Origin of the sequence: Aminipila butyrica, from assembly GCF_010669305.1 — a bacterium.
In the GTDB taxonomy this organism is placed as follows: Bacteria; Bacillota; Clostridia; order Peptostreptococcales; family Anaerovoracaceae; genus Aminipila; species Aminipila butyrica.
The window spans coordinates 3,155,938-3,181,297 of record NZ_CP048649.1; the positions used below are offsets into that span (position 1 = coordinate 3,155,938).

Consider the following 25,360-nt stretch of genomic DNA (forward strand, 5'->3'; position numbering starts at 1 on the left):
ACAGACTCATGCAAGGAAATCACAAATCTCTGATTTGTAGATTTCTACTGCTGTCAGCCTGTCCAAGCTGTATTGCGGCTTGCTGACAGACTCATGCAAGGAAATCACAAATCTCTGATTTGTAGATTTCTACTGCTGCCAGCCTGTCCAAGCTGTATTGCGGCTTGCCGACAGACTCATGCAAGGAAATCACAAATCTTTGATTTGTAGATTTCTACTGCTAAGTATATCAAATCCCCTGACCTTTAGCCACCGCCACCATAAAAAAAAAGTCCCGGTAAGAAACGCTTAGCGTTTCACCTGGACTTTTTCTATATTTTTTAATTCTCTTCTGCTTCGGTCCCCGTCAAGTCATCAAAGACATCTTTGACCTTAACGATTCGGTCCACTAAATGGGCATTGCTGCCGCAGAATACCAACCCGTTTTCCGCATCACCGTTAGCTGCCGCAATCAGGGCTTCTGTAATGCAGTAAGGCGCCACTTTAGGATTGCAGGCTGACATACAGCCGTTGCAACGCTCAATGGGCCGCTTTTCTTCCCATTCCGCTACTTCTTTAACGAATTTGTTGCGGATAGCCCGGCCCGGCATGCCTACAGGGCTTTTAATAATGGCGATATCACTTTTTTGACAGTCCACATAAGCCTGCTTGAAGCTGTCCGGTGCATCACACTCTTCTGTGGCCACAAACCGGGTTCCTACCTGAACCCCATCGGCTCCGTAGGACAGTGCAGTCTGTACATCCTCCCGAGAAAAGATGCCGCCGCCTACGATAAGCTTACATTCAGGAATGCTGGCAATCTCTGCCTTAATCTCCATCAACGTCTTATAAAAGTTTTCATCGGCAATCTCTAGCTGCTCTTCTTTATATCCCAGGTGTCCGCCAGCCTTCGGGCCTTCAAAGACGAAAGCATCTGGCATGCGGTTGTGTTTCTTGGCCCAGCTGCGGATAATCAGTGCTGCGGCTCTGGCAGAGGATACGATAGGAATCAGTTTGATATCTTTCCCCTTTACCATGCCTGGCAGCGCCGTCGGCAGTCCTGCTCCCGAGATGATAACTTTTGCGCCCGCTTCCACCGCCGCCTTGACGATTTCCTCATAATTTCTGGCCACGCACATCATGTTGATGCCAATAGGACCAGCTCCTGGCACTCCCTTTACCGCTTCCACCGCCCGCTCTACCTGACGTCGAATAGCCCGCACATTTGCTGACAGCGGATCCGTATAAAAGTCTGTCTCCATGTAACCAGGCTGCGCAGCAGATATAACCCCTACGCCGCCGCATTTGGCTACTGCCGATGCCAGCTTCCACATGGAAATGCCGATGCCCATGCCTCCCTGAAAGATGGGTATAGGTATGCTCAACCCATTCAAATTCATTGATTTAAGTTCCATAGCTCCCTCGCTTCTGACCGGCTTGATGAGCTGCATTCTGAAAAAGTCCCGCAAGCCTTCTAACGACTTGAGAAGAACCTCTACTTCAGCATCTGTCATGTTCGCCGTAATATCTTCAATCATATTATGATGGAAAGCCTGATGCTCTGCCACCACATCTTTCCCCGTCTGGGTCAGCCCAATCTTTACAATCCGCCTGTCCTCCGGGATTCTGCACCGCTCTACGTAGCCTTTTTTCACCAGCTTGTTCACGGCCACGGTCAAGGTGCTGACGCTAATCTTTAAAGCGCCTGCCACCTGAGTCATAGTTTTCAGCTTTCCGGCGCCAATAGCCTCCAAGGTATGAATCTCCGTCATGGAAAGATCAATGTTGCTCGATTCCTTGATGGACTGCTCCTCTACCTTGAGTACGCTGTTCATAAGACTGACCAGTATTTCATTTAGCTTTGTATTTCTTTCCACCATCTGCTCCTTGTTCCTCAGCCTATGGCAAAAGTGATTTCACACTTACACGCCACTTTATCCCCTAAAAAGGCCGTAGCTACACCTTTTCCGGTGCTGCTGCGCAGGCGGTCCAACTCTACGTGCAGTCGGAGCGTATCTCCCGGTACCACTTTATGACGGAAGCGAGCATCCTTGATCCCCCCGAAATAGGCAATCTTTCCCCGATGTTCCGGCATAGAAAGGATGGCTACCGCCCCAGCCTGGGCCAGTGCTTCTATAATCAGTACCCCTGGCATAACCTTCTCCTGAGGAAAATGCCCTGCAAAATAATATTCCTTCTCATCTACGTGTTTGATGGCAGTAATGCTCTTGCCTTCCTCCATCTCTTCCACTTCATCGATCAGCAGAAATGGATCCCGGTGTGGCAAGACCTCCATGATCTGCTCGCGGTTCATCAACATATTTTTTGTTCCTTTCCAAGGTTATATCCATTATTTTTCAAACTTTTTAAAGAGAACGGTGCCGTTGTGACCGCCAAATCCTAGGGAATTAGACAGTACAAAGTTCAGTTCCTTTGCCCGGCCTACATTTGGTACATAGTCCAAATCCAGCAGCTCGTCTGGCACCTGGTAATTGATGGTCGGTGGAATAAAGTTATCCACCAGGGCCTTGGCACAGATAACCGCTTCAATGGCTCCTGCCGCTCCCAGCAAATGTCCAGTCATACTCTTGGTGGAGCTGACAGGCACCTTAGTATCTTCTCCAAAGACCAACTTGATGGCCTTTGTCTCAAACTCATCGTTATATGGTGTTCCCGTACCGTGGGCATTAATATAGTCCACCTCTGCCGGCTGGATGCCCGCCTCGTCGATAGCCATCTTCATAGCAGCTGCTCCACCTTCTCCGGTAGGCGATGGTGAAGTCACGTGATAGGCGTCACTCGTTGTACCGTAACCCACCACTTCTCCGTAAATCTTGGCATTTCTGGCCAGCGCGTGCTCCAACTCCTCCAACACTAAGAAACCAGAGCCTTCACCCATAACGAAGCCATCCCGCTCCTTATCAAAGGGAATGGAAGCCCTGTCTTTATCCTTTTTCGTGGATAAAGCAGTCATGTTAGCAAAGCCTGCAAAACATACTGGTGAAAAAGATGCTTCTGCACCGCCTGCCAGCATAACATCTGCGTAACCGTGCTTAATGTAGCGGAAAGCTTCCCCCACACTATGAGTACCAGCAGAACAGGCAGTTACGATGCCGATGCTAGTGCCTTTAGCCTGTACGGCGATGGAGACATTTCCCGCCATAATATTGGGAATAACCATTGGCACCAGCAGCGCCGATACACGGGAATATCCCTTTTCTTCACCTTTTAAGGCAGCCTTTCTGGCTTCCTCCTCCAGAGTCATGATGCCACCGATACCGGTTCCGGCCATAACCCCAAATCGGTATGGATCTACATTTTCGCCGCTGACAATGCCGCTGTCAGCCATGGCCTCCTTAGCTGCGGTCAGTCCAAACTGAGAATACCGATCCAGGCGCTTAGCCGCCCGTTTGTCTTCATACTCAAAGTTTTTCACTTCACCGCCCATGATGGCTTTCTGATAAGTGGTATCAAAAAGGGTAATCTGATCAATGCCATTTTTTCCGTTTTTGATGCCTTCCCAAAACTCCGGTGCATTGTTGCCCACTGGTGTAATGGCACCTAGTCCGGTTATCACTACTCTTTTCATAAATTCCTCCAAAATTTAATTATATCTGTTCAGCAAAATCACTTTTATTAAATGCTCATACCGCCATCTATACAAATGGTCTGTGCCGTCACATAGGCAGACAAGTCGCTAGCCAAAAATAAGGCAACGTTGGCTACATCTTCCGGTGTCCCCATCCGGCCCAAGCTGATAACTTCATTCATCTTGGACTTCTGGCTGTCGTTTAATTCATCGGTCATATCTGTTTCAATAAAACCGGGTGCAATGGCGTTAACCCGGATATTTCTCCGACCCAGTTCCTTAGCAGCTGACATGGTCATGCCAACCACTCCAGCTTTAGAAGCCGCATAGTTCACCTGACCTGGATTACCTTTTAGCCCCACGATCGAGGATAGGTTGATGATATTCCCTGACCGTTGCTTGATCATCACTCCGCTGGCGGCCTTTAGGAAGTAGAAGGAGCCCTTGAGGTTCGTATCAATAACGCTATCAAAATCCTCACTCTTCATTTGAAGCATCAGTTTGTCTTTGGTAATACCCGCATTGTTGACCAGAATATCCAGTGTCCCAAAGTCCGCCTTAGCCTTTGCTACCGCTTCTACTGCAAATTCCGCATTGGCCACATCGCCTTTGAGAATTTCTACCTTCGTGCCGTATTTAGCCAACTCATCCTGGGTCTTTTCTGCTGCCGCATCATTGCTGCGGTAGCACAGAAGCACATTAGCGCCGTTTTTGCAGAAAAGCTCTGCAATGGCTCGCCCGATACCACGGACTCCTCCTGTAATAATGGCATTTTTTCCTTTTAACATGTTTTCCTCCAGCTATTTATACATAGGCCCATTCCCGAGCCGTCTTCTATTTATTTAGGAAGCCTTTCAGCCTCTTTTTTACTTATTTTCAAGCAATGTATTTACTGTATTTTTCAAGCTTTCTGTATCCTGAATATTTAGCGTCATCATCTCCGGTTTAATCTTTTTTACAATACCGCAGAGGGTCGTGCCAGGTCCCATTTCAATAAGACAATCCACCCCATCGGCAGCCATATGTTCGATGATTTCCTGCCAGTAGACCGGGCTCATGGCCTGTCTGCCCATGAGATCTGCAATAAAGCGGCCTGTGGCCTCTTCATCCAGCCCTTCCGCCCCTTTCATCATGTCCTCTGCCGTCACGTTAGAATAAACTTTCTTGCTTGGGGCTTTTAGTCCGCACTCCTCCAGAAGCCCCCGCAGCTTTTCCGCTGCCGGCTTCATCATCTGGCTATGGAAAGCGGTGCCCACACTGAGGGGAATGACTTTTATTTTTCTGCTCTTCGCTTCTATCTTGAAACGCTCCAGAGATTCCTTGTCTCCAGCCACTACAGTCTGCACTGGGGAATTGAAATTGACTCCCTGAAGGATACCATCTCCTCTTACGGCTTCCACACAATCCAAGATGGCCTGTCGCTCACCAAAAGCTGCGGCCATACTGCCCTGCTGGCTGCCTTCACTGTCTAATCCGGCTTCGTTCATCCAGGTACCTCTTTTGGTGACAATATCCATACCTTTATGAATGTCATCGATGGTTCCAGCTGCCGTCAAAGCGGCGTATTCCCCCAGACTGAATCCTGCCAGGCCAACAATCTCCAAATCTGCCTGTATAGAGGGGCTTGCTTTCTCTAACTCTTCAAAGAATGCGGCATAGGCGGCCATGGTCACTGTATATACACAAGGCTGGGTAATATGGGTCTGACGAAGCATCTCCTTCGTCCCTTCGAAGCACCAATCCTTTACCTGTTCTCCTGCCAAATCTAAGACCTCTCTGGCCTTTTGAGAATGATCGTACAGTCCCTTTCCCATGCCAGGGTACTGAGCTCCCTGTCCAGCAAAAATCAACCCAATTTTCATCTCTCTCCTACCTCCTAAAACAGCGATGCTCTGTCTGCATAAATCGCTGCTGCCTCTGCAAACATCTCACGAATCATTTCTGCGGCTGGCTGCTCTTTCCGCACCATTCCCGCGATCTGTCCAGACATGACAGAACCCCGCTCTATATCACCAGCAAACACCGCTGCACTTAAAGCGCCGATGCCGACCTGGTCGATGGCTGCTTGAGCCTCCTCCCCGGTACTGGCCTTTTCAATCGCCAGAATTTCTCTGGCCAGCTTATTCTTAATCACCCGCACCGGATGTCCCGTAGATCTTCCCGTCGCACAGGTATCTGTATCTCTAGCTTTGATGATGGCATCCTTGTAATTCTGGGAAACAATACATTCACTGGCCACCACGAAGCGGGTGCCAACCTGAACGCCTCTAGCACCTAGCATATAGGCTGCTGCCACTCCTCTGCCATCTGCAATACCTCCGGCAGCAAGTACCGGAATGGATACAGCATCTACGACCTGAGGGGTCAATGCCATCGTGGCAATTTCCCCAATATGGCCTCCAGCTTCTGTGCCTTCAGCAATGACGGCGTCAGCTCCGGCTCGTTCCACCCGGATGGCCAAAGCAACCGAAGCAACTACCGGAATCACCTTGATACCAGCTTCTTTCAGCGTTTTCATATACTTGCCCGGATTGCCTGCGCCTGTGGTCACTACTGGAACCTTTTCTGCACAAACTACCTGAATCAACTCTTCAATGTTCGGCATGAGCAGCATCAAATTTACGCCAAAAGGTTTATCGGTCAGTTTCCGTACCGTTCGGATCTCGTTTCTCAGCCAGTCCGCATCGTATCCGCCGCTGGCGATGATACCCAGGCCCCCGCCATTGCTCACCGCTGCGGCCAGGGAGCTCTCTGCAATTCTGGCCATAGCTCCCTGTATAATTGGATATTCTGTTCCTAAGATCTGACATACGTCATTCATATATTTTCCTCCCAATTTGTCTATACTTCAAAAATCACTGCTCCCGCGCTGAGGCCTCCGCCAAAGCCCATAAGCATGACTTTATCTCCCTTTTTTAGTTTATCCGCATTCATGATATCGTATAAGGCCATAGGTACGCTGGCAGCTGACACATTGCCGGTCTCTCCTAGGCTGATCTGAAACTTTTCCAGGGGCTGGCGAAACCGCTTGGCCGCTGAGGAGATAATCCGCAAATTTGCCTGATGCGGAACGAAATAGTCAATATCGTTCGCCGTCAGCCCGGCTAATTCCAAAGATTGCTCCATGACCTCACCGATAGCGTTTACAGCAAATTTAAAGACCTGGCTGCCTTGCATGGATAAAACCTGTCTTTCCGGGTTATCCCGGCTTTCATCTGTAAATGGCGTGGCCAAATATTCTATGCCACAGGTCAACGAGTCTGTTAAATCATCGTAATTCTTCACGTAAGAAGACAAGATACCGGTCTCTGAAGGGTTACATTCCAGCAAAGCTGCCCCAGCTCCGTCTCCGAAAAGGATACAAGTACTCCGATCTGTCCAGTCCACAATTCGGCTCAGCCGTTCTACGCCGATGACCAGGGCTTTCTGAATCACATTCGTTCGTACAGGATTGCCCGTCCCAGCCATGCCGCCTTTAATCAGCGCCTCAGCAATCCACAGCCCATAAATAAATCCGCTGCAAGCTGTATTGATATCAAAGGCTACCGCATTCTCTAAGCCTAATTTTCGCTTGACCAAAGCTCCCATGGAGGGCACTAGTTTATCTGGTGTGACGGTAGCTACTATTACCAGCCCAATCTGGTCGTAGTCCTCGCCTTCCAAGGCCAGTCTGCCCGCAGCGGCAGCCAAATCCAAAGCCGATTCGTCGGTGGCTACACGACGCTCCTGGATGCCAGTCCTCGCCACAATCCATTCGTTGTCCGTCTCTACAAACTGAGTCAAATCCTCATTCTTCACAATCCGCTCTGGCAGAGCTTTACCAACCTTTTTTATAGTTATTCCCAATGCAGCCTCCCTTTTATTATTTGAAATTTATTTTGATTATCAAATTATTTTATTATATTATATTTAGATTCATATAAAAAGTCAAGCAGACTTGTTTTTCATGGAAAACCCGCTGCTCTATTTAAGAAAATTTTAAGAAAAGTTCACAAATATTTCATGGACTTTCCACCCCATTTATGAAACAATATACCTTGGGAGATTAGGAGGGATTAAACATGAAAATATTAATAACCACCGACTGGTACAAGCCAGTCATCAACGGAGTAGTTACTTCCGTCATCAATTTAAAATCCGAACTGGAAAAGGCCGGCCACGAGGTGCGAGTCTTGACTCTGTCTCCAGACGGTCGTCAGCATTTCCAGGATGATATATATTATCTGAAATCATTTCGCGTGAAAATTTACCCACAGGCCAGAGCGACCTATAATTTTCACAGTAAATACCTTCCGGAGATCCTTCAATGGCAGCCGGACATCATCCATTCCCAGTGTGAATGGGTCTCTTTTTATTTTGCTAAATATCTGGCTCTAAAATTGAATATTCCCATTGTACACACATATCACACTATCTATGAGGATTATACCCATTACATCCTGCGAAGTAAGCGTCTCAGTAAGAGTATCGTGCTCTTTGGCTCCAATCGGGCCATCAATGCTACAGACTATGTAATTGCTCCCACCAATAAGGCTCGGGACCTGCTGCTCTCCTACGGCATCAATAATCCCATCTTTACCGTTCCTACCGGTATCGATCTAAACAAATATAAACCTCGGATTTCAGAAGAGCGGCGCCAAGAGCTGCTGGCGGCCTGTGGCATCAGCCCAGACAAGACCGTGCTGGTCAGCATCGGGCGGCTGGCTCTGGAAAAGAACGTGGATGAGCTGCTGGATAACATGAAAATATTAATTCAGTCTCATCCAGAGATGGTCCTGCTGATTGTCGGGGGCGGTCCTTACGAAGACGCGCTGCGGGAACTGGTTGTCCACATGAATTTGGAGGACCATGTGATATTCACTGGTATGGTCTCCCCTCAGGTGGTACCGGAATATTTCCAGCTGGGCAAACTGTTCGTCTGCGCCTCTCAGAGCGAAGCTCAAGGCCTTACTTATATTGAAGCCCTGGCCAGCGGGATTCCCCTGCTATGCAAATACGACCCTTGCTTGGAAAATGTCCTTACTGAGGGCAAAAATGGCTTCTACTTTGACAACTCTCAGGAATTCATCCACAAGTTGCTGCTGACCCTGGAAGACCCGCGACGGTATCGAATGCTGTGCCATAATGCGGAACGAGTAGCTGAAAGTTACTCTAAAGAAGCCTTTGGCCGACGCGTTCTCAAAGTTTACGAAACGGCAATCCGCATGTTTCCCGGCCACCATTTGCTGCCCATCCGCCTGATTCCTGCCCTACGGCGTCACGCATAAAAGGCATACAAGGGACATTTCCTTGAATGATTGACAGCGAAGTCCCTTTCTAAAGTTAAACAACAGGCACCATTCAGATGGATATGCTGTTCATAGACAGCAGCCTTCACCTGTCTGGTGCCTGTTTTCTTCGCTGGGCTAGTTTACAGCTAACACCCTAAAATCTCCAATACGTCTTCTGCCTTCTGAATCACATAATCTGGCTTAAAGATGCCTTCTTGCTCTTTGTCGTAGATAGCAACTGCCCAATCTACCAGCACAGAGGTCACACCTGCATTGTTGGCGCAGCCGATATCGAACTTGCTGTCTCCCACCATCAATGCTTCCTCGGGTTTAGCGCTTAGCTTTTTCAAGGCGATTTGAGCTGGCTCTGGGTCTGGTTTATGTCTGGTACAGTCCTCTACGGTGACGATAGCATCCAGGATCTGATCCAAGCCATATTTCTGCAAGCCTTCCATGGTGGTGGGCTTCAGGCGAGAAGTAACTACTGCCGTCTTATAACCTTTTTGGTGCAGGTCCTTTATCAGTTCCAGCATCCCCGGAAAAGGCGAGATGGCATCAGCAAATCGGCCTGTCTGATAATTGCGGTAGATGTCAATCGCGTCTTCCAAAGGGAAATCGGGGAAAAAGTCCACCATGCTTTTAGCCAAGGTCTCTCCAAAGGTCCGGTGGATGACCTGCGGATCAGCCTCCTGTCCAGTGATAGCCTTAAAGGTATGCTGCCAAGACCCTAAAATCAGGTCGTTGGTATTCATAACCGTCCCGTCAAAATCGAATAATATCGTGTTGATTTGTTTCGTATCTTTCTTTATGTTCTCGTTCATATCCTTCTCCCTAACTTCATATCTCTGTTATCTTATCACAATTTACCCAGGGATACAAGCAAGGCCACATCCGAAGTATGCCAGCTGCCTGTCCAGCGTCTTCCTGTAATATACAACAAAGCGACATGGCCTTTATGGTCATGTCGCTTGCTATAGGAATATTTTTTATCCGTTACTCGTCCGCCGCTCCGGCAGCCAACTGGCTCCGGTTTAGAGCCATTTCTTCCCCGGTAACGGCTCCACTGCTGCTATCTGATTTAGTGGCTTGGGCTGCTTCCGCTGCGGCTACCTCTGCTGCCCGCCTTGCTAATTCCGTATTCTTCTGAATCGCTGTGATGCTCCCCTCGTCTACCAAATCGTTCAGCTCATCTTCCGTATAAGAAGATAATACGGGTGTCGTCGTCGTTTCATCCGCTTCATCTGTTTCTCCGGCCGCACTGGTGCTTAGGTCCGAAGCTGCCGTCTGAATCGTTTCAACTTGACTTGCGTTCTTCTGTAGGGATTGAGCCATTCCCTCTTCACTGATTTCAATGGTATCGTACTGAGGAGGTCTGGTCTTTACCTCAGCGGTATCAGAAATCTGCTGCTGGGATTCGGTGATAGCGGCAACGTCTCCTGATGCTCCCGCTTCTTTTGTTTCCGCACTTCTTACACTATTTTCCCGGCTGTAGGCCAGCTCTCGTTCCTGCCTGGCATAGTCTGTTATGCTGCTTCCCAAGGATTCAATCATATTATCCCTTCTTTCTCTTCACTTTCGTAAACTGCAACAGGTCCTTTTCCTCAGTATATCCCACCTAGGGAGAAATTGGTAGTACCTACACCTATTTCACATACAAATTTCACCAAAAGCACAAACTGCAAGGAGCAACACGTTTGCTGCCGATCTTTTATGTGAAAAACAACAAATTAAAAACAGCTCTGGCTCTACCATCACAGGCAAAGCCAAAGCTGTCTTCTACTTCTTCTTATATTTTCATGGTCAAGGATATCTTTTGCCGCTGGTGATCCACGCCGAGAATCCGCACCTTCACCGTGTCTCCTACAGAAACTGCATCCATGGGATGCTTGATAAATTTATTGCTGATCTCTGAGATGTGCACCAGACCGTCATTTTTCACGCCGATATCTACAAAGGCTCCGAAATCCACCACATTGCGGACGGTGCCCATAAGCTCCATGCCCGCTTTCAAATCCTCAAAGCTTCTAACATCATTGCGGAATACTACCGCCGGTGCGTCCTCACGAGGGTCCCTGGCTGGCTTCTTGATTTCGTCCACGATGTCCTTCAAGGTAAGAACGCCAATGCCGGCTTCCTCCGCCAATTTTTCCAGGCTTTTGCTCAGCCCCTTCTTCGGATCTTCCTTCTTCGTTTCCTTCAGCACCGCCAGAGCGGCTAAGCCTTTTGTTCCTGGCTCCACCTTTGCCGCCTTTTTCACCGTGGGATAGACTTGACAAATTTTCTCTTCAATGTCTTGAACGCCCCCCTGTCGAATCTGCTCCCCTTCAATACCCAGCTTAGCCAACACCAAGTTGGCAGCTTCATAAGATTCCGGGTGAACGGAAGTAGAATCCAGGGGATTCTTGCCTTCGGTTATGCGCATGAACCCGGCACACTGCTTATAGGTTTTTTCCCCCAGCTTAGCGACTTTCAACAATTCTCTTCTGCTGGAGAACTGGCCGATTTCTTCTCGATACGCCACAATGTTCTTGGCGATGGAACCGTTGATGCCAGCAATATAGGAAAGCAAGGAAGGGGAAGCGGTATTCAAATCCACACCTACCCGGTTCACACAGTCCTCTACCACGTTGGTCAAAGCTCCGTCCAGCAGGTTCTGATCAATATCATGCTGGTACTGACCTACGCCGATGCTCTTAGGGGAAATCTTCACCAACTCTGCCAGCGGGTCCTGAAGCCGTCTGCCCAGAGACATCGCCCCTCTGGTCGTCACGTCCAAATCCGGATATTCCTCTGTCGCCAGCTTGGAAGCCGAGTAGACCGATGCCCCCGCCTCATTGACGATGGTGTATTGAATGTCATAGTCGTTCTTGTTGAGGAATTCTGCCACCACTTCTTCCGTCTCTCTGGAAGCGGTGCCGTTGCCGATGACAATGGTGTTAATCTGATGCTTGTCAATCAGTTTCTTTAAGACGGCTTCTGTACCCTTCACGTCCTTTCGCGGCTCTGTGGGATAGACTGTAGTATAGGCTAGCAGCTTGCCGGTTTCGTTTAATACCGCCACCTTGCAGCCTGTCCGATAACCTGGGTCGATACTGATGATCCGAGTGCCCTTTACCGGGGGCACCATCAACAGCTTTTCCGTATTTTTAGCGAAGACCTTAACCGCATCGAGCTCTGCCCGTTCCGTCAACAGGTTGCGCATTTCCCTCTCCATAGAAGGAGCCATCAGCCGCTTGTACGCGTCTATAATAGTTTCCCGCAACTTCTCCGTAAAAATCGACCGCTCGTTGGTGATGACTTCTTTTTCCAGCAGCTGCTGGAGCTCTTCGATTGGAGCAACAACCTTTACCTTGAGTTTCTTTTCCTTTTCACCCCGATTAATAGCCAGCACCCGGTGGTTAGGAATTTTAGCAAGGCTTTCCTGGTGCCCATAGTACATATCATAGACGGTTTTTTCTTCTGAATCCACCGCCTCTGTTGCCATGAGGCCGGACTTCTGGGTCTTTTCCCGAACCATAGCCGTCAGTTCCGGATGGTCTGCTACCATTTCTGCAATGATATCCAGGGCTCCCTGAATGGCCTGTTCCGCCGTTTCCACGCCCTTCTCTTCATCGATATAAGGAGCGGCTAAATCCGCCATCGCTCCCTCTTCCAGCTTCTGTTCATAGAAAATCAGCGCGAGGGGCTCCAGTCCCTTCTCTCTGGCCTTAGAAGCCCTGGTAGCCTTTTTTTGCTTGTACGGCTTATACAGGTCTTCTACCCGCTGCAAGACTTCCGCTTTTTCAATCGCGGCCTGCAAGTCCTCCGTCAGTTTGCCCTGTTCCTGAATGAGACGGAGAACTTCTTCCTTTCTGCCTTCCAGGTTTCTCAGATAAGTAAGTCGCTCGTCCATGTCCCGCAGCGTTACATCGGAAAGATCTCCCGTAACTTCTTTTCGGTAGCGGGCAATAAACGGAATGGTATTGCCTTCATCAATGAGCTGAACGGTATTTTCCACCTGAGATAGCTTGACAGAAAATTCCTGCGCTAATTTTTCAATTATGTTCATTTCTTTTCCCTTAATTTCCTTTTCTTACGGTTTGAGCTTTAATTTCTCATTGATAAAATAATCAATTTCTCCGTCCATGACTGCCTGCACATTGCCTACCTCTGCACCCGTCCGATGGTCCTTTACCATGGTGTAAGGTTGAAACACATAGGATCGAATCTGACTGCCCCAAGTATTCTGGGAAAAGTCCCCCTTCAGTTCCCGCAGGTTATCCTTGTGCTCTTGCTCCGCCAGCTCCGTCAGTTTCGCCTTAAGCAGTTTCATCGCCATATCCTTGTTCTGATGCTGACTGCGTTCATTCTGGCAAGTAACGACGATGTTGGTAGGCAAGTGGGTGATGCGAATAGCAGAATCCGTCTTGTTTACGTGCTGACCGCCGGCCCCGCTGGAGCGATAGGTATCAATCCGCAAATCCTCCGGATCAATGTCCACATGAATATCCTCATCCAGCTCAGGCATAACCTCCAATAGGGCAAAAGAAGTCTGCCTCTTCCCCTGGGAGTTAAAAGGGGAAATCCGCACCAGTCGGTGAACACCCCGCTCATTTTTCAAATATCCGTAGGCGTTTTCTCCCTCTACGATAACCGTAGCACTTTTAATACCTGCCTCCGTGTCATCTTGCAAGTCGATAACCTTCGTCTTGTAACCCTTTTTTTCTGACCAGCGTGTATACATTCGCAGAAGCATCTCTGCCCAATCCATGGCATCGACACCGCCTGTGCCTGCGTGAATGGTAAAGATGGCACTGCTGCGGTCATATTCCCCGGTTAAGAGGGTATTTAGCCGCATGCTTTCCAGCGTTGATTTATATTGCTCATAGGCTTCGCGAATTTCCGCTGCAATCTGGGCATTTTCTTCGCCGGTAGAATGGGCTTCGCTTTCCTCGGCCATTTCAATGAGAACCTGAATATCTTCTAAATCCTGTTCCAGTCCCTCATACCCATTTATTTTATTTTCTAAAGACTTCTTTTCCTTCAATAGCTTTTGGGCAGCCTCCCGGTCTTCCCAAAAGCCTTCTACTTGAGTCTTAATATCAATTTCTTCCAGTCTGCTCTTCAACCCAGCCAGGTCAAAGAGAGTCACCTACTTCCATCAAATTTGCCTTGGACTCAGGCAGTTCATATTTGATCTGATCTAACTCAACCATCTCACACATCCTTCCTTTCTTGGTAATTTCTTTATATTATAGTCAGATTACGACTCTTTGTTCATGCAGCAGTTCTTATATTTTTTGCCGCTGCCACACGGACAAGGGTCATTTCTGCCAATTTTCTCCTCTGTTCTACGGATTGGCTCATGGTGCTGCTCTCGGTCCGGTACCTCCGTTTCATCTGGCAGGCCACTAGAGATTCCGCTGGCCACCCCTTCTCCCTGGTACTCGTCTTTTCTGCCCTCGCCGGCCTCCATCACTTTCTTTCTCTCCGCATTGGTTTGGACGGTTACATTATAGCAGAACTTAACCGTATCTTCCTTGATAGCCTGAATCATCAGCTCGAACATATCGAAGCCTTCGTTGGAATAAGCTGCTGCCGGATCCTGCTGGCCCAAAGCCCGCAGATTAATACCATTTCGCAGCTGATCCATATCGTCGATGTGATCCATCCACTTATTGTCTACTACCCGAATAAGAATCATCCGCTCCAGCTCACGCATGCGCTCTTCGCCGATTTCCGCTTCCTTCTCCTCGTAGAGTTTTTCAAAGACCTCATAAGCATCATTTTTCAGCTGCTCTGCTGTCAGCTGGTGAACATCCTCTTCTTTGTACGGCAGATTTTCATCAAAGCGGGCGCACAGTTTTTTCAAATTCTTGCCCAGGGTGTCTAAATCCCATTCTTCCGCATAGCGGGAAGCTACCGTAATCGGATCTACCTGCTCATCGATAAGCTCCTGGGTCATGTTACGAATGTAACTCCGCAAATCTTCCCCGAAAAGAACCCGCCGTCTTTCCTCGTAAATAATCTGGCGCTGCTTGTTCATCACGTTATCGTATTGCAACACGTATTTTCGGATATAGAAATTCTTGCCTTCTACCTTTTTCTGAGCCGCCTCAATCCGCTTAGTCAGCATACCTGCCTCGATGGCTTCATCTTCTTCCACGCCCAGTTTTTCCACCAGTCCCTGGATTTTCTCACCACCAAACAAGCGCATCAACTCATCCTCTAAAGAAAGGAAGAACTGAGTGCAACCTGGATCTCCCTGACGACCTGCACGGCCTCGCAGCTGGTTGTCAATACGCCGGGATTCATGGCGCTCTGTACCAATGATACAAAGACCGCCCAACTCCCGCACCTGCTGCTGTTCATCGGAACGTTCTGTCTTATATTGTTCATTCAACTGATTGAATGTGGTTCTAGCCTGTATCAGTTCCGGGTCCTCTGTGGACACGAAGGAGGTAGAGAAAGAGATGGCTTCATCGCTGAAACCTTGCCGCTTCATCTCGCGCTTCGCTTCAAATTCTGGGTTTCCGCCCAGCAGAATATCTGTACCTCGACCAGCCATGTTGGTAGCAATGGTTACTGCGCCCAGACGTCCGGCTTCTGCAACAATCTCTGCTTCCTTTTCGTGCTGCTTGGCGTTTAAGACGTTATGCTTCACGCCTCGCCGTTTTAGCATGTCGCTGATTAATTCTGACCGCTCAATAGAGATGGTACCTACCAGCACTGGCTGTCCAGTGGCGTGAACTTCCGCAATCCGCTCTGCGATAGCCTTAAACTTGCCTCGCTCCTTGGCATAGATGGAGTCCTGCAAATCCATTCTGGCAATCTGCCGGTTAGTAGGAATCACCACAACGTCCATGTTATAGATTTCCCGGAATTCATCCTCTTCCGTCTTGGCCGTACCGGTCATACCAGACAACTTTTTGTACATACGGAAATAGTTTTGCAGGGTTATGGTAGCCAGGGTCTTGGACTCTGATCGAACCAGCAGCCCTTCCTTGGCTTCAATAGCCTGGTGCAGTCCGTTACTGTACCGTCGTCCAAACATGAGACGGCCGGTAAACTCGTCAACGATAACGATCTCACCATCCTTGACGATGTAGTCCACATCCCGCTTCATGAGGTTGCGGGCTTTTAGGGCCTGCAATACATGGTGGTTAATTTCCATGTTCTCTGGATCAGAAAAGTTTTCGATGCCGAATTCCCGCTCGCACTTGGCTACACCTTCTTCTGTAAGTGCCACCGTCTTATCCTTTTCTTCTATCGTAAAGTCTTCTTCGTTGCGCAGACGAATGACGAATTTATCAGCGATACCGTACAGGTCGGTGGATTTGTCCCCTTGCCCAGAAATAATCAGCGGTGTTCTAGCTTCGTCGATGAGAATGGAGTCCACCTCATCCACGATAGCATAGTTTAATTCCTCCCGCTGAGACATCTCTTCCCGGTAGGTAACCATGTTGTCCCGCAAGTAGTCAAAACCAAACTCGTTGTTGGTTCCATAGGTAATATCGGCATCATAAGCTGCCTTTCTAGCTGTTCCCGTTACCTCGTGGATGACACAGCCCACAGTCAAGCCCAAGAAGGTGTACAACTTACCCATCCATTCCATGTCTCGCTTGGCCAGATAGTCATTGACTGTAACAACGTGAACACCTTCGCCGCTCAAAGCATTTAAATAGGCCGCTAGAGTAGCCACCAGGGTCTTACCTTCACCAGTTTTCATTTCGGCAATACGGCCCTGGTGCAGAACCACGCCGCCGATGAGCTGTACACGAAAGTGCTTCATGCCTAAGCTTCGCACGGCACCTTCCCGGCACACAGCAAACGCTTCCGGCAAAATGTCATCCAGCGTCTCGCCTTTTTGCACTCTCTCCTTGAACTCCGCCGTTTTTTCTTTCAGCTGCTGGTCCGTCAAGGCCTGCATCTGTTCGTCTAAAGCCTCAATCTTGTCCACTATTTTCTCAACTTTTTTAACTTCTTTTACATTTAGATCTCCAAAGATCTTTTCCATCAATCCCATTATTTTAGTCCTTCTACCCTTTCTGTTTCTTGAGGCGTCACCACCACATTTATTTCTAAGGCCCGTTTTCCATCGGCCTTGGTCACTTTAACTTTTAGATTCTCATATTCAAAGGCGTCTCCTACCTCTGGCAGCTTGTCCAGATTCACGACTACCCAGCCATTAGCTGTCGTCACGTCCATTTCCTGATATTCCAGCTCAAAAAAGTCAAACATCTTTTCCACGCTGGCACCGCCAAAAACTTTATAGCTTCCATCGTATAGCTGAATGATTTCTTGGGACGCTGTGCCGTCGTGTTCATCAAAGATTTCGCCGACCAGCTCTTCAATGATGTCCTCCATGGTGACAATGCCTTCGGTTCCCCCATATTCATCCACTACAATAGCGATATGGGTTTTGGCCTTTTGCATCTTTTTCAGCAAGGCGGCAATTCTGACAGAGCCTGGGGTAAATACTACCGGTGTCACATAGTCTGCAATCTCTCTTTTTTGGCCAATAACAAAGTTGTGAAAATCCTTTTGGTTGAGCACCCCCACAATCTTGTCCATATTTTCTTCATAGACCGGCAGCCGGGAAAATCCCGTCTCCAGAAAAATTCGACCTACCTCGTCCTTTTCTTCGTCTACCTCGATGGCTTCCACATCCACTCGAGGAGTCAATACGTCGTAAGCCTCTAGTTCATTAAATTCAATGGCATTTTGAATCAGCTCGCTTCTGTCCACATCGATGCTGCCTTCGGTTTCTGCTTCTTCTACAATATTAATCAGCTGATCCTCAGTTATCGGTCGCTCCTCGTGAACCTTAAACGCCCTGCGCATAAGCCGTTTCCACTGTAAAAACAGTAGATTTAGCGGATTTAAAATGGTCACCAGCAAGCGGAGCAGTGGCACAGAAAACATGGCCATCTTTTCTGGCGATTCCTTGGCCGCAGTCCGGGGCGTAATCTCCCCAAACAATAAAATCAGTACGGTAATCCCCACAATGGAGAGCACCCCGCCCAGAATGCCATACAGTTCAGTCAGCAACAAGGCACCTATAGCGGCCATAGCCGCATTGGTAATCGTTCGTCCCACTAAAACAGTGGTCAGAAGTTTATCTTCATTTTCTTCCATCCTCAGGACATGCTTGGCTTTTTTGCTGCCGGAACCGGTCAGGTTTTTCAGCTGCGTCCGGTTTAGCGATGTAAAAGCTTCTTCCGCTCCCGAAAAATAGGCGGACAAAAGGATTAATCCCCCCAAGGCCGCTATTGAAGTAAAAATACTTCCTTCCATTTATACCTCCTGTATAAACTATCTGTCCTTCGTGTTTATGCACGCTTCTTCGTTTTTGTATACCATAGCATAATATTATACCCTATTTATAAGAAAAAGAAAAGAGGGCAATGCCCTCTATCACCTAATTTTCACTTAATAGTCTGAAAATTTATCCTTATTTGTTTATATTTTCTACATCTTGCTCAAATCATAAGGGGTCTCCTGGTAAACATAGTAGTTTAGCCAGTTAGTAAAGAGCATACTGGCGTGCCCCCGCCAGCGCATAACCACGTCCTTGCCGGGCTGCTCGTCCTTAAAATAATTCTTCGGTACCTGTACGGAGCCGCCTTTCCGCACATCCCGGTAATATTCTAAGCCCAAGGTTTCCCGGTCATACTCCTGATGGCCAATGACGAAAATCTGCCTGCCGTTGTCGGTGGCCAGTATGTGCGGTCCGGCCTCCTCAGATTCCGCTAAAATGCGAATCTCGTCATGGGCCTCCAGCTCCGACCGTAAAACCTGTGTATATCGAGAATGGGGAGCCCAAAATACGTCATCAAAGCCTCTGACCAACGGGGTGTGAGGCCGAAGGACCTTATGCTCAAAGACCCCAAAGATTTTCTCCTTTAAAGGCTTCTTCTGAATGCCGTAATGGTAATATAAGCCTGCTTGCGCTCCCCAGCAGATGAACATGCTGCTGTATACATGAGTCTTGGCGTATTCCATGATGGCGCACAGTTCCTCCCAATAGTCCACCTCTTCAAATTCCAAGGTTTCCACTGGGGCGCCTGTAAGAATCATGCCGTCAAACCGCTCCTCGCGAATCTCCTCGAAAGTTTTGTAGAACATCTCTAGATATTCCTCTAGCACGTTTTTGGCATCATGGGTACCCATGCGAACCAGGGTCAGTTCTACTTGCAACGGTGAATTGGCCAGTACTCGGGCCAATTGAGTCTCTGTTGCCGCTTTATCTGGCATGAGGTTTACCATCAATATCCGCAGCGGCCGAATATCCTGGCTGGTAGCGGCTCCATCGTGCATCACAAAGATATTTTCCTTTTGCAGCAGATCTCCTGCTGGCAATTTGTCTGGTATAATCAGTGGCATAAGGTTCCACCCCTTTCTTTAAGCAGGTTGCACACGGGGCCTGCCCCAATTCCAGTTGAAAAAGCAGCAGACCTTCAGGCCCGCTGCTGTGTGCCTCAAGCCTCCGCTTTTTCCACGAAGGCGTTGTAAATTGCCTGGATGGCTTGATTGAAATGTTTGGTCTCCACACCGACGATGATGTTCATTTCGCTAGAACCCTGGTCAATCATCCGCACATTAACTCCGGACTCGGCCAAAGCCGTAAATAAGGTGGCGGATACCCCCAACCGCTTGGACATCCCTGCCCCTACGGTAGCAATTAAGGACATATCGTCGAAAACCTCGATGCTGTCCGGATCCAGTTTCCGCTTGATTTCCTCGATGACCTCATCCAGTTTTCCATCAATGCTATGATCCGAAACGACAATAGATAAGGTGTCGATGCCACTCGGCATGTGCTCGATGGAAATATTGTAATCCTCCAGAATACTGCTGAGCCGACGGATAAAGCCGCTTTCTTGGCTGAGCCCATTCTTGTAGATGGCAATAACCGAAAAGTCCTTGCTTCCGGCAATGCCAGTAATAATCTGCCCTTTCTGGATGTTAACCTCGGCGTCAATGGTCGTACCCGGGTCTGTGGGCCGGTTGGTATTGCGGATATTAATTGGAATACCCGCTACTCTGGCCGGATAAATTGCATCCTCATGAAGGACAGAAGCTCCCATATAAGAAAGTTCTCTCAATTCTTTATAGGATATCCGGCTAATTGGCCGGGGATTTTTCACGACTCGAGGGTCAGCCATGAGAAAGCCTGATACATCCGTCCAGTTTTCATACACATCCGCCCCTACCGCTCTGGCTACAATAGCACCAGTAATATCAGAACCGCCTCTGGAAAAAGTCTTAATCTTTCCGCTTGGATAGGTTCCATAAAAGCCTGGCAATACCGCCCGCTCATGCTTTTTCAACACCTCTCCCAGCACCTTATTTGTCTCTTCTTCTAAGAAGCGTCCCTTCTCGTCAAAGAGAATCAGTCCCGCAGTGTCCACGAAGTCATAACCCAGCATGGCCGCCGTCATCAGGGCATTCAAGTATTCGCCCCTGCTGGCAATATAATCGGAAGAAGCCCCTTCCTGAAGATTTCTTTTAATCTCATCAAATTCCTTTAACAAATCTACCTCTACGCCCAAGTTGATTTCCATGGCCATATACCGGTCACAGATAACCTGGAAGACCTGCTCATAGGGCAGATTGTGTTCAATGTGAGTCTTGCACAGATATAAAAGGTCTGTAATCTTGTTGTCTTGATCGTATCGTTTTCCGGGAGCAGATACTACCACATACCTTCTCTCTTGATCCGCTTCAATGATCTCTTTCGTCTTTGTCAGCTGTATGGCATCAGCCACAGATGAGCCGCCAAACTTTGCAACTTTGATTCCCACCGGAAAATTCCTCCTCTATCCTCTATACATTGGTTCGTTCTATATCCTATTCACAATTTTTTGCAGTGCTAAAACTCAGCCCGGTCAAAATTTAGTTTTTGTATACTTTTTTTATTATACGCAGATTTTTTGTGAATTGCAACAATTTTTGATTTTTTTTTGTGACCAAACAACAAAAGCCGTCCCGTAGATGGGGACGGCTTTTTCAGTCTTCTGTTTTACAGACCAGCTTCCTGTTTCAAGATAGCTGCCTTGTCCGTTTTTTCCCAAGGCACATCGATATCAACCCGTCCAAAGTGGCCGTAAGCTGCTACCTGCCTGTAAATTGGTCTTCTGAGATCCAAATCTCGGATGATCGCAGCAGGTCTCAAATCAAAGTGCTTGTTTACCAGCTCTGTAATCTGCTCATCGGAAATTTTGCCAGTGCCAAAGGTATCTACCAGAACAGATACCGGCTTCGCCACACCAATGGCGTAGGCCAGTTCCAGTTCGCACTTATCTGCCAAGCCAGCCGCTACAATGTTCTTTGCCACGTATCTAGCTGCATAAGTAGCAGAACGGTCTACCTTTGTAGGATCTTTACCGCTGAAAGCACCGCCGCCGTGACGAGCGTACCCGCCATAGGTATCAACAATGATCTTTCTTCCTGTCAATCCGGAATCTCCGTGAGGACCGCCGATAACAAACCGTCCCGTAGGGTTTACAAAATACTTTGTTTCGTCATCCAACAATTCTGCCGGAATCACAGGCTTGATAACCTTTTCCAGCAAGTCTGCCCGAATCTGCTCCTGCGTAGCCTCTGGATCGTGCTGCGTGGAAATTAAAACCGTATCCACCCGCTTTACCTTGTCTCCATCGTATTCCACGGTGACCTGAGTCTTGCCATCCGGTCTCAGATAGGCAAGGGTGCCATCCTTACGAACCTTCGTCAGCTGTAAAGCCAGCTTATGAGCCAGAGAAATCGGCATTGGCATCAGCTCCGGCGTCTCGTTGCAGGCAAAGCCGAACATAATACCTTGGTCTCCCGCTCCGGTCTCTTCAATCGCATCGTTTAAGGCACCTTCTTTGTATTCCAGCGCTTTATCCACACCCATGGCGATATCGCCAGACTGCTCATCAATGGCGGTTAAAACGGCGCAGGTGTTTCCATCAAATCCGTATTCGCCTTTGTCATAGCCGATATCACAAATGACACCTCGAACAATCTTTGGAATGTCAATGTAGCAATTTGTGGTAATCTCTCCCATAACCATGGCATAGCCAGTAGTGGTGGTGCTCTCAGCAGCTACTCGTCCATAAGGATCTTGAGCGTAAATCGCATCTAGAATTGCATCAGAAATCTGGTCGCAAATTTTATCTGGATGTCCTTCTGTTACAGATTCGGAAGTAAATAATCTTTTCATGATATACCGTCCTTTCTTCTTTTCTAAAAATAACTTGCAATGAATTTTTTTGTTCAAAAACTAAAATAACCTCTTAGGAAAGAGGTCTGATTTTTCATATTGACAATCTTTCCTCATCTTTCAGAATACCACTTCTGTAGGATTTAGCACCTTTTATATTGATCTGCTTGCGCATCCAAGTACACAGGTTGCTGGGCATCGTCGGGCCTATTCCCTCCGCCGCTCTTGATAAGGGGTTATTTAAGAAACGACCGGCACTTGTACCTTTCGCCTCAATTGTTGTTTTCTTATTATATTATATCTAGAAATAGCATATTGTCAATATATAACCTTTTGGGGTATACTAAATTTATATTAGTAAAGAAAAGGATAGGTAATCTTGGAGAGAAAATTTAAAGTTATCAGAGGCGGTATGGATTCTCCTCTGCACAGCAGTAAACAGTTTATCAGCGCATATGTCACCGACACGCGGCTGATGGGCGTCACCGGCCTTTATATACATTGGGGGATTGAGGATGAAAGCCTGAGTTCAGATTTTCATCAATTTTTTTACTTTGACGCCGAAGAGTACGGCTTTGAAACCTATAAAAGCATCATGGGCAATGATATTGAAGAAATTACTGTCATCGAAAGTGCCCTGCTGGGCGGTTTGGGGGGGAAAAAGGTCAAGCTTACAGAAAAGGAAGCCTGCTACCTGGTTCAGGAATACGCCCGGACCAATTTTCGGTTGGCTATTTCTCTGCCAAAAGGCCGGGAGGAATACGACTTTATCCTGCAAAAGGACATTACCCTCAGTGCAAAGGAAAAAAGCGCGCTGATGAAAAAGATGTGCGATCCCATTCATTCGGAAAATCAGCTAATCAATTATTTCTTAATGCGCTGCTTCGGACGGGATTTAGAAGCGGCCGCCTTCCTTACGGACGGCACAGCCTCTCTGGAGGCGTACAGCAGTTATCCCATCTCCACCCTGTGCAAAAACACCATCGATGTCTGTGACGGGGAAGCTGGCACCTATCTATGCGAGTCTCTCATTGAAAGTGGGAGCAACTACCGGATTGTTATCTCCGAAGTGGCCTTAGATGGGTTAACCATCACCAGTCTGACCAAGCGATCGGATTTCAAGGTCACCGCTGCGGAAGCAGCCATGATGCTGTCACGGCCGGAGTTTATCACCGTTTATGACCTGGCCACTGACAATGATGAGTTCATCGACGGCTGCCTGGCGGAAATTACCACCAACGCTATGATGACGGTTCACGAAAACGGCCGGTTGTTTCTAGCCTTTAATAAGAATAACGCCCATGTAGATCAAGCGGTCTTCCGGCTCAACGAAGATGTTTATGGGATGTTCTACATCTCTGATTTCGGTCAGATGATTATCGCCAGCTATCAGGTATCCAGTATTCAATCCTTGGAACTAGATCTTCGCAAGAGCAACCTGCGGAACTACCTGAACATGACGTCCAAGTACGAGTTCAAAGAACCAGTTCTCTATGAATTTATCCAGAGCGACTTCGACGACTTTGAGGATTTCCTGGAGTTCATCCGGGAATAACGAATGGTCGATACAGCCGACATATCTTTTCCTATAACAAAGGCTCTTAAAAGAAACCCCTTCCGGGTTTCCTTTAAGAGCCTTTTCGTTTTCTGACCTTTTTTCTGTCTCTATTCCAGCCCTTAGCCCCGCCCTGGATGCTGCCGATCGATTAAGATAATCTCTGCACTGATACCTCTCATGGTGGAACGTACGCTGAGAGCCTCAGAAGTGGTGATAGCGCTGAATTCTACATCAGGTAAGGTAGACCAACTACTAATCAAAGTTTCTCGCTTGCTGGCCACTCCTGGCGCCCGTAGGCCCTCCTGATAAGCCGTGACAATGTTATTCTGAGAAATCTTATAGCGGCTTACATGAAAATCCCCTGACAAGCCTTGACATTTAATCAGGAACTCGCCTTCTTCTTCATATTGGGAACAAATCTCATGGATCTTCTCTCGATTCTCTGCACCCTCCAGCTCTTTGCGAATAAAGTCGTTGATGTTGTATACGAGAATACTGATGCTGTTGATGTCCGCTGCCTTACCACTACTGGTGGTAATAATGTAATTAACACCGGAGACCAACACGGTCTCCTTTAAACTCTTCATCAAGTTATAGGGCCTGGCGATTGGTTTCATATCGTCCCGCTCCAATAACTGACACATGAACAGGTCTTCCTTATCCTGCTGTTCCAAAGCCAGCTGAATATCTAGAGAAACAATCACCGGATCTGGCTTCTTTCCTTTGATATATTCGCTATATACGCCCTTGGTCTGCTTGCGGATAGCCTCCTCGATTTCCTGAGGTGAACAGCGCACATACCTAGCCATGCTTTTACGCACATGAGGCTTGTCCCCACATTTTTTCCGGTATTCCTGAGGGTGCATATCGAACCACGTCTTAAAGTGCTTGATGTAATACCGCACGGCAGAAAAACCCATCTCTTCAGAGATGGCACCAATCTTTTTATTGGTGCCCAGCAGCAGCTTCTCTGACTCCTCTACCCGGATGAAACTGAGCAAGTCCTGAAAACTTAAGCCAGTAGCCTCCTTGATTACATGGGACAAATAGTAAATACTTAGCCGCTCCCGCTCGGCAATCTCGTTAAGCGTCAGCTTTCTGGTATAATTTTCGTACATGTAATCTGTAATCCGTCTCAGCCGTCCCGCCAGTACCTTGTTTGCCTTGTTTTTTGTCTCACTGGTAAACTTGCCGTCCTCCGCGATGAAGTATTGGAAATCGGACAACAAACAGGCCAAAAGGTTGTGGGTGCTCTCAATGACCTTGTGCTCGTATCCATAACCCTTTTCAATGACTTCCATCATGATACGGCCCAAGATATTCCGCAGCACATCTAGACTTTCTTCATCATCGTGCATGTCTGTTACGAAGAAGTTATTTTTCAAATCGCCATAATAATTGGAGAAGTAAGCCAGATCCATCTGCAGCATCATGACCATGTTATCCTCTTCAGTACGGCTGAAGCTGTGAATCTCTCGGTCGTTTAAAATAAAAATGTCCCCCTGTTTCAGCAGGTAGTTGTAATAACCGTTTTTCACATTGATTGAACCATCTAACACATAGAGCACTTCCAAATCGTCATGAAAGTGAGTGGGATATTCCTCAATATGAGCAGTGATGACATTGATGGGTAATTCCTCTCTAAAGTGGCTTTTTTCTTTTAACATGTGTACCTCCAAAAAATCTCGTTCATGTGTCCAGAATCTCCTCATTATATAAACCATCGCTTACCTGTTCGAAACATTTTTCAACAGCCCGCCAATTGGAGTATTTAT

19 protein-coding genes and 1 riboswitch are annotated in these 25,360 nt (G+C 47.8%); of the genes, 2 read left to right on the top strand and 17 right to left on the bottom strand.

What is annotated here, in order from left to right; translation table 11 throughout:
* Nucleotides 1-320: 320 nt before the first annotated feature.
* From Ami103574_RS14840 to Ami103574_RS14870, 7 genes are all read right to left on the bottom strand, one after another.
* Nucleotides 321-1,856, bottom strand: coding sequence for a nitronate monooxygenase (locus Ami103574_RS14840; protein ID WP_163067731.1), 1,536 nt, complete (start codon nucleotides 1,854-1,856; stop codon nucleotides 321-323).
* A gap of 17 nt (nucleotides 1,857-1,873) precedes the next feature.
* Nucleotides 1,874-2,299, bottom strand: coding sequence for a 3-hydroxyacyl-ACP dehydratase FabZ (gene fabZ, locus Ami103574_RS14845; protein WP_207710508.1), 426 nt, complete (start codon nucleotides 2,297-2,299; stop codon nucleotides 1,874-1,876).
* Between the two features lie 30 nt (nucleotides 2,300-2,329).
* Entirely contained in the window at nucleotides 2,330-3,568 is a 1,239-nt protein-coding gene (fabF, locus tag Ami103574_RS14850; RefSeq protein ID WP_163067732.1) for a beta-ketoacyl-ACP synthase II, read from the bottom strand.
* Nucleotides 3,569-3,615: 47 nt separating this feature from the next.
* Entirely contained in the window at nucleotides 3,616-4,356 is a 741-nt protein-coding gene (fabG, locus tag Ami103574_RS14855) for a 3-oxoacyl-[acyl-carrier-protein] reductase (protein ID WP_163067733.1), read from the bottom strand.
* 78 nt (nucleotides 4,357-4,434) lie between these two features.
* A complete protein-coding gene (locus Ami103574_RS14860) occupies nucleotides 4,435-5,430 on the bottom strand; it encodes an ACP S-malonyltransferase (protein ID WP_163067734.1) in 996 nt (331 codons plus the stop codon).
* Between the two features lie 14 nt (nucleotides 5,431-5,444).
* Entirely contained in the window at nucleotides 5,445-6,389 is a 945-nt protein-coding gene (gene fabK, locus Ami103574_RS14865) for an enoyl-[acyl-carrier-protein] reductase FabK (RefSeq protein ID WP_163067735.1), read from the bottom strand.
* 20 nt (nucleotides 6,390-6,409) lie between these two features.
* Nucleotides 6,410-7,414, bottom strand: a complete 1,005-nt coding sequence (locus tag Ami103574_RS14870; protein WP_163067736.1) for a beta-ketoacyl-ACP synthase III — start codon at nucleotides 7,412-7,414, stop codon at nucleotides 6,410-6,412.
* Between the two features lie 215 nt (nucleotides 7,415-7,629).
* Between Ami103574_RS14870 and Ami103574_RS14875 the strand changes: the two genes are divergently transcribed.
* Nucleotides 7,630-8,835: a glycosyltransferase family 4 protein gene (locus Ami103574_RS14875; RefSeq protein ID WP_163067737.1), complete on the top strand. Its 1,206-nt coding sequence runs from the start codon at nucleotides 7,630-7,632 to the stop codon at nucleotides 8,833-8,835.
* Between the two features lie 149 nt (nucleotides 8,836-8,984).
* Here Ami103574_RS14875 and Ami103574_RS14880 read toward each other — a convergent pair whose 3' ends face one another.
* From Ami103574_RS14880 to metK, 9 genes are all read right to left on the bottom strand, one after another.
* Entirely contained in the window at nucleotides 8,985-9,659 is a 675-nt protein-coding gene (locus Ami103574_RS14880; RefSeq protein WP_163067738.1) for an HAD-IA family hydrolase, read from the bottom strand.
* Nucleotides 9,660-9,831: 172 nt separating this feature from the next.
* Nucleotides 9,832-10,389 (bottom strand): hypothetical protein, encoded by a 558-nt coding sequence (locus tag Ami103574_RS14885; RefSeq protein WP_163067739.1) that lies wholly within the window; start codon nucleotides 10,387-10,389, stop codon nucleotides 9,832-9,834.
* Between the two features lie 235 nt (nucleotides 10,390-10,624).
* On the bottom strand, nucleotides 10,625-12,886 hold the full coding sequence (locus Ami103574_RS14890; RefSeq protein ID WP_163067740.1) for a Tex family protein: 2,262 nt from the start codon (nucleotides 12,884-12,886) through the stop codon (nucleotides 10,625-10,627).
* Nucleotides 12,887-12,910: 24 nt separating this feature from the next.
* Nucleotides 12,911-14,033, bottom strand: a protein-coding gene (gene prfB, locus Ami103574_RS14895; protein ID WP_163067741.1) for a peptide chain release factor 2 whose coding sequence is annotated in 2 segments (ribosomal slippage) — nucleotides 12,911-13,957 and nucleotides 13,959-14,033 — 1,122 coding nt in all. Because the reading frame shifts where the segments join, the coding sequence is not laid out codon by codon here.
* 47 nt (nucleotides 14,034-14,080) lie between these two features.
* Nucleotides 14,081-16,843, bottom strand: a complete 2,763-nt coding sequence (gene secA / locus Ami103574_RS14900; RefSeq protein WP_163067742.1) for a preprotein translocase subunit SecA — start codon at nucleotides 16,841-16,843, stop codon at nucleotides 14,081-14,083.
* Nucleotides 16,843-18,114 carry an HlyC/CorC family transporter gene (locus Ami103574_RS14905; RefSeq protein WP_163067743.1) on the bottom strand — a complete coding sequence of 424 codons (1,272 nt, stop codon included), beginning with the start codon at nucleotides 18,112-18,114 and terminating at the stop codon, nucleotides 16,843-16,845. The genes secA and Ami103574_RS14905 overlap by 1 nt, the downstream gene beginning before the upstream one ends.
* A gap of 174 nt (nucleotides 18,115-18,288) precedes the next feature.
* Nucleotides 18,289-19,203: a homoserine O-acetyltransferase MetA gene (gene metA / locus Ami103574_RS14910; protein WP_163067744.1), complete on the bottom strand. Its 915-nt coding sequence runs from the start codon at nucleotides 19,201-19,203 to the stop codon at nucleotides 18,289-18,291.
* A 95-nt stretch (nucleotides 19,204-19,298) separates the two neighbouring features.
* Nucleotides 19,299-20,624, bottom strand: a complete 1,326-nt coding sequence (locus Ami103574_RS14915) for an aspartate kinase (protein WP_163067745.1) — start codon at nucleotides 20,622-20,624, stop codon at nucleotides 19,299-19,301.
* A gap of 218 nt (nucleotides 20,625-20,842) precedes the next feature.
* Complete coding sequence (metK, locus tag Ami103574_RS14920; protein WP_216859252.1) at nucleotides 20,843-22,030, bottom strand: methionine adenosyltransferase; 1,188 nt, start codon at nucleotides 22,028-22,030, stop codon at nucleotides 20,843-20,845.
* A 107-nt stretch (nucleotides 22,031-22,137) separates the two neighbouring features.
* Nucleotides 22,138-22,262: riboswitch (SAM riboswitch) on the bottom strand.
* A gap of 144 nt (nucleotides 22,263-22,406) precedes the next feature.
* On the opposite strand from metK, the gene Ami103574_RS14925 reads away from it, so the two are divergent.
* Entirely contained in the window at nucleotides 22,407-23,582 is a 1,176-nt protein-coding gene (locus tag Ami103574_RS14925; protein ID WP_163067747.1) for a hypothetical protein, read from the top strand.
* 122 nt (nucleotides 23,583-23,704) lie between these two features.
* On the opposite strand, the gene Ami103574_RS14930 is transcribed toward Ami103574_RS14925, so the two are convergent.
* Complete coding sequence (locus Ami103574_RS14930; protein WP_163067748.1) at nucleotides 23,705-25,252, bottom strand: AraC family transcriptional regulator; 1,548 nt, start codon at nucleotides 25,250-25,252, stop codon at nucleotides 23,705-23,707.
* Nucleotides 25,253-25,360 lie beyond the last annotated feature (108 nt).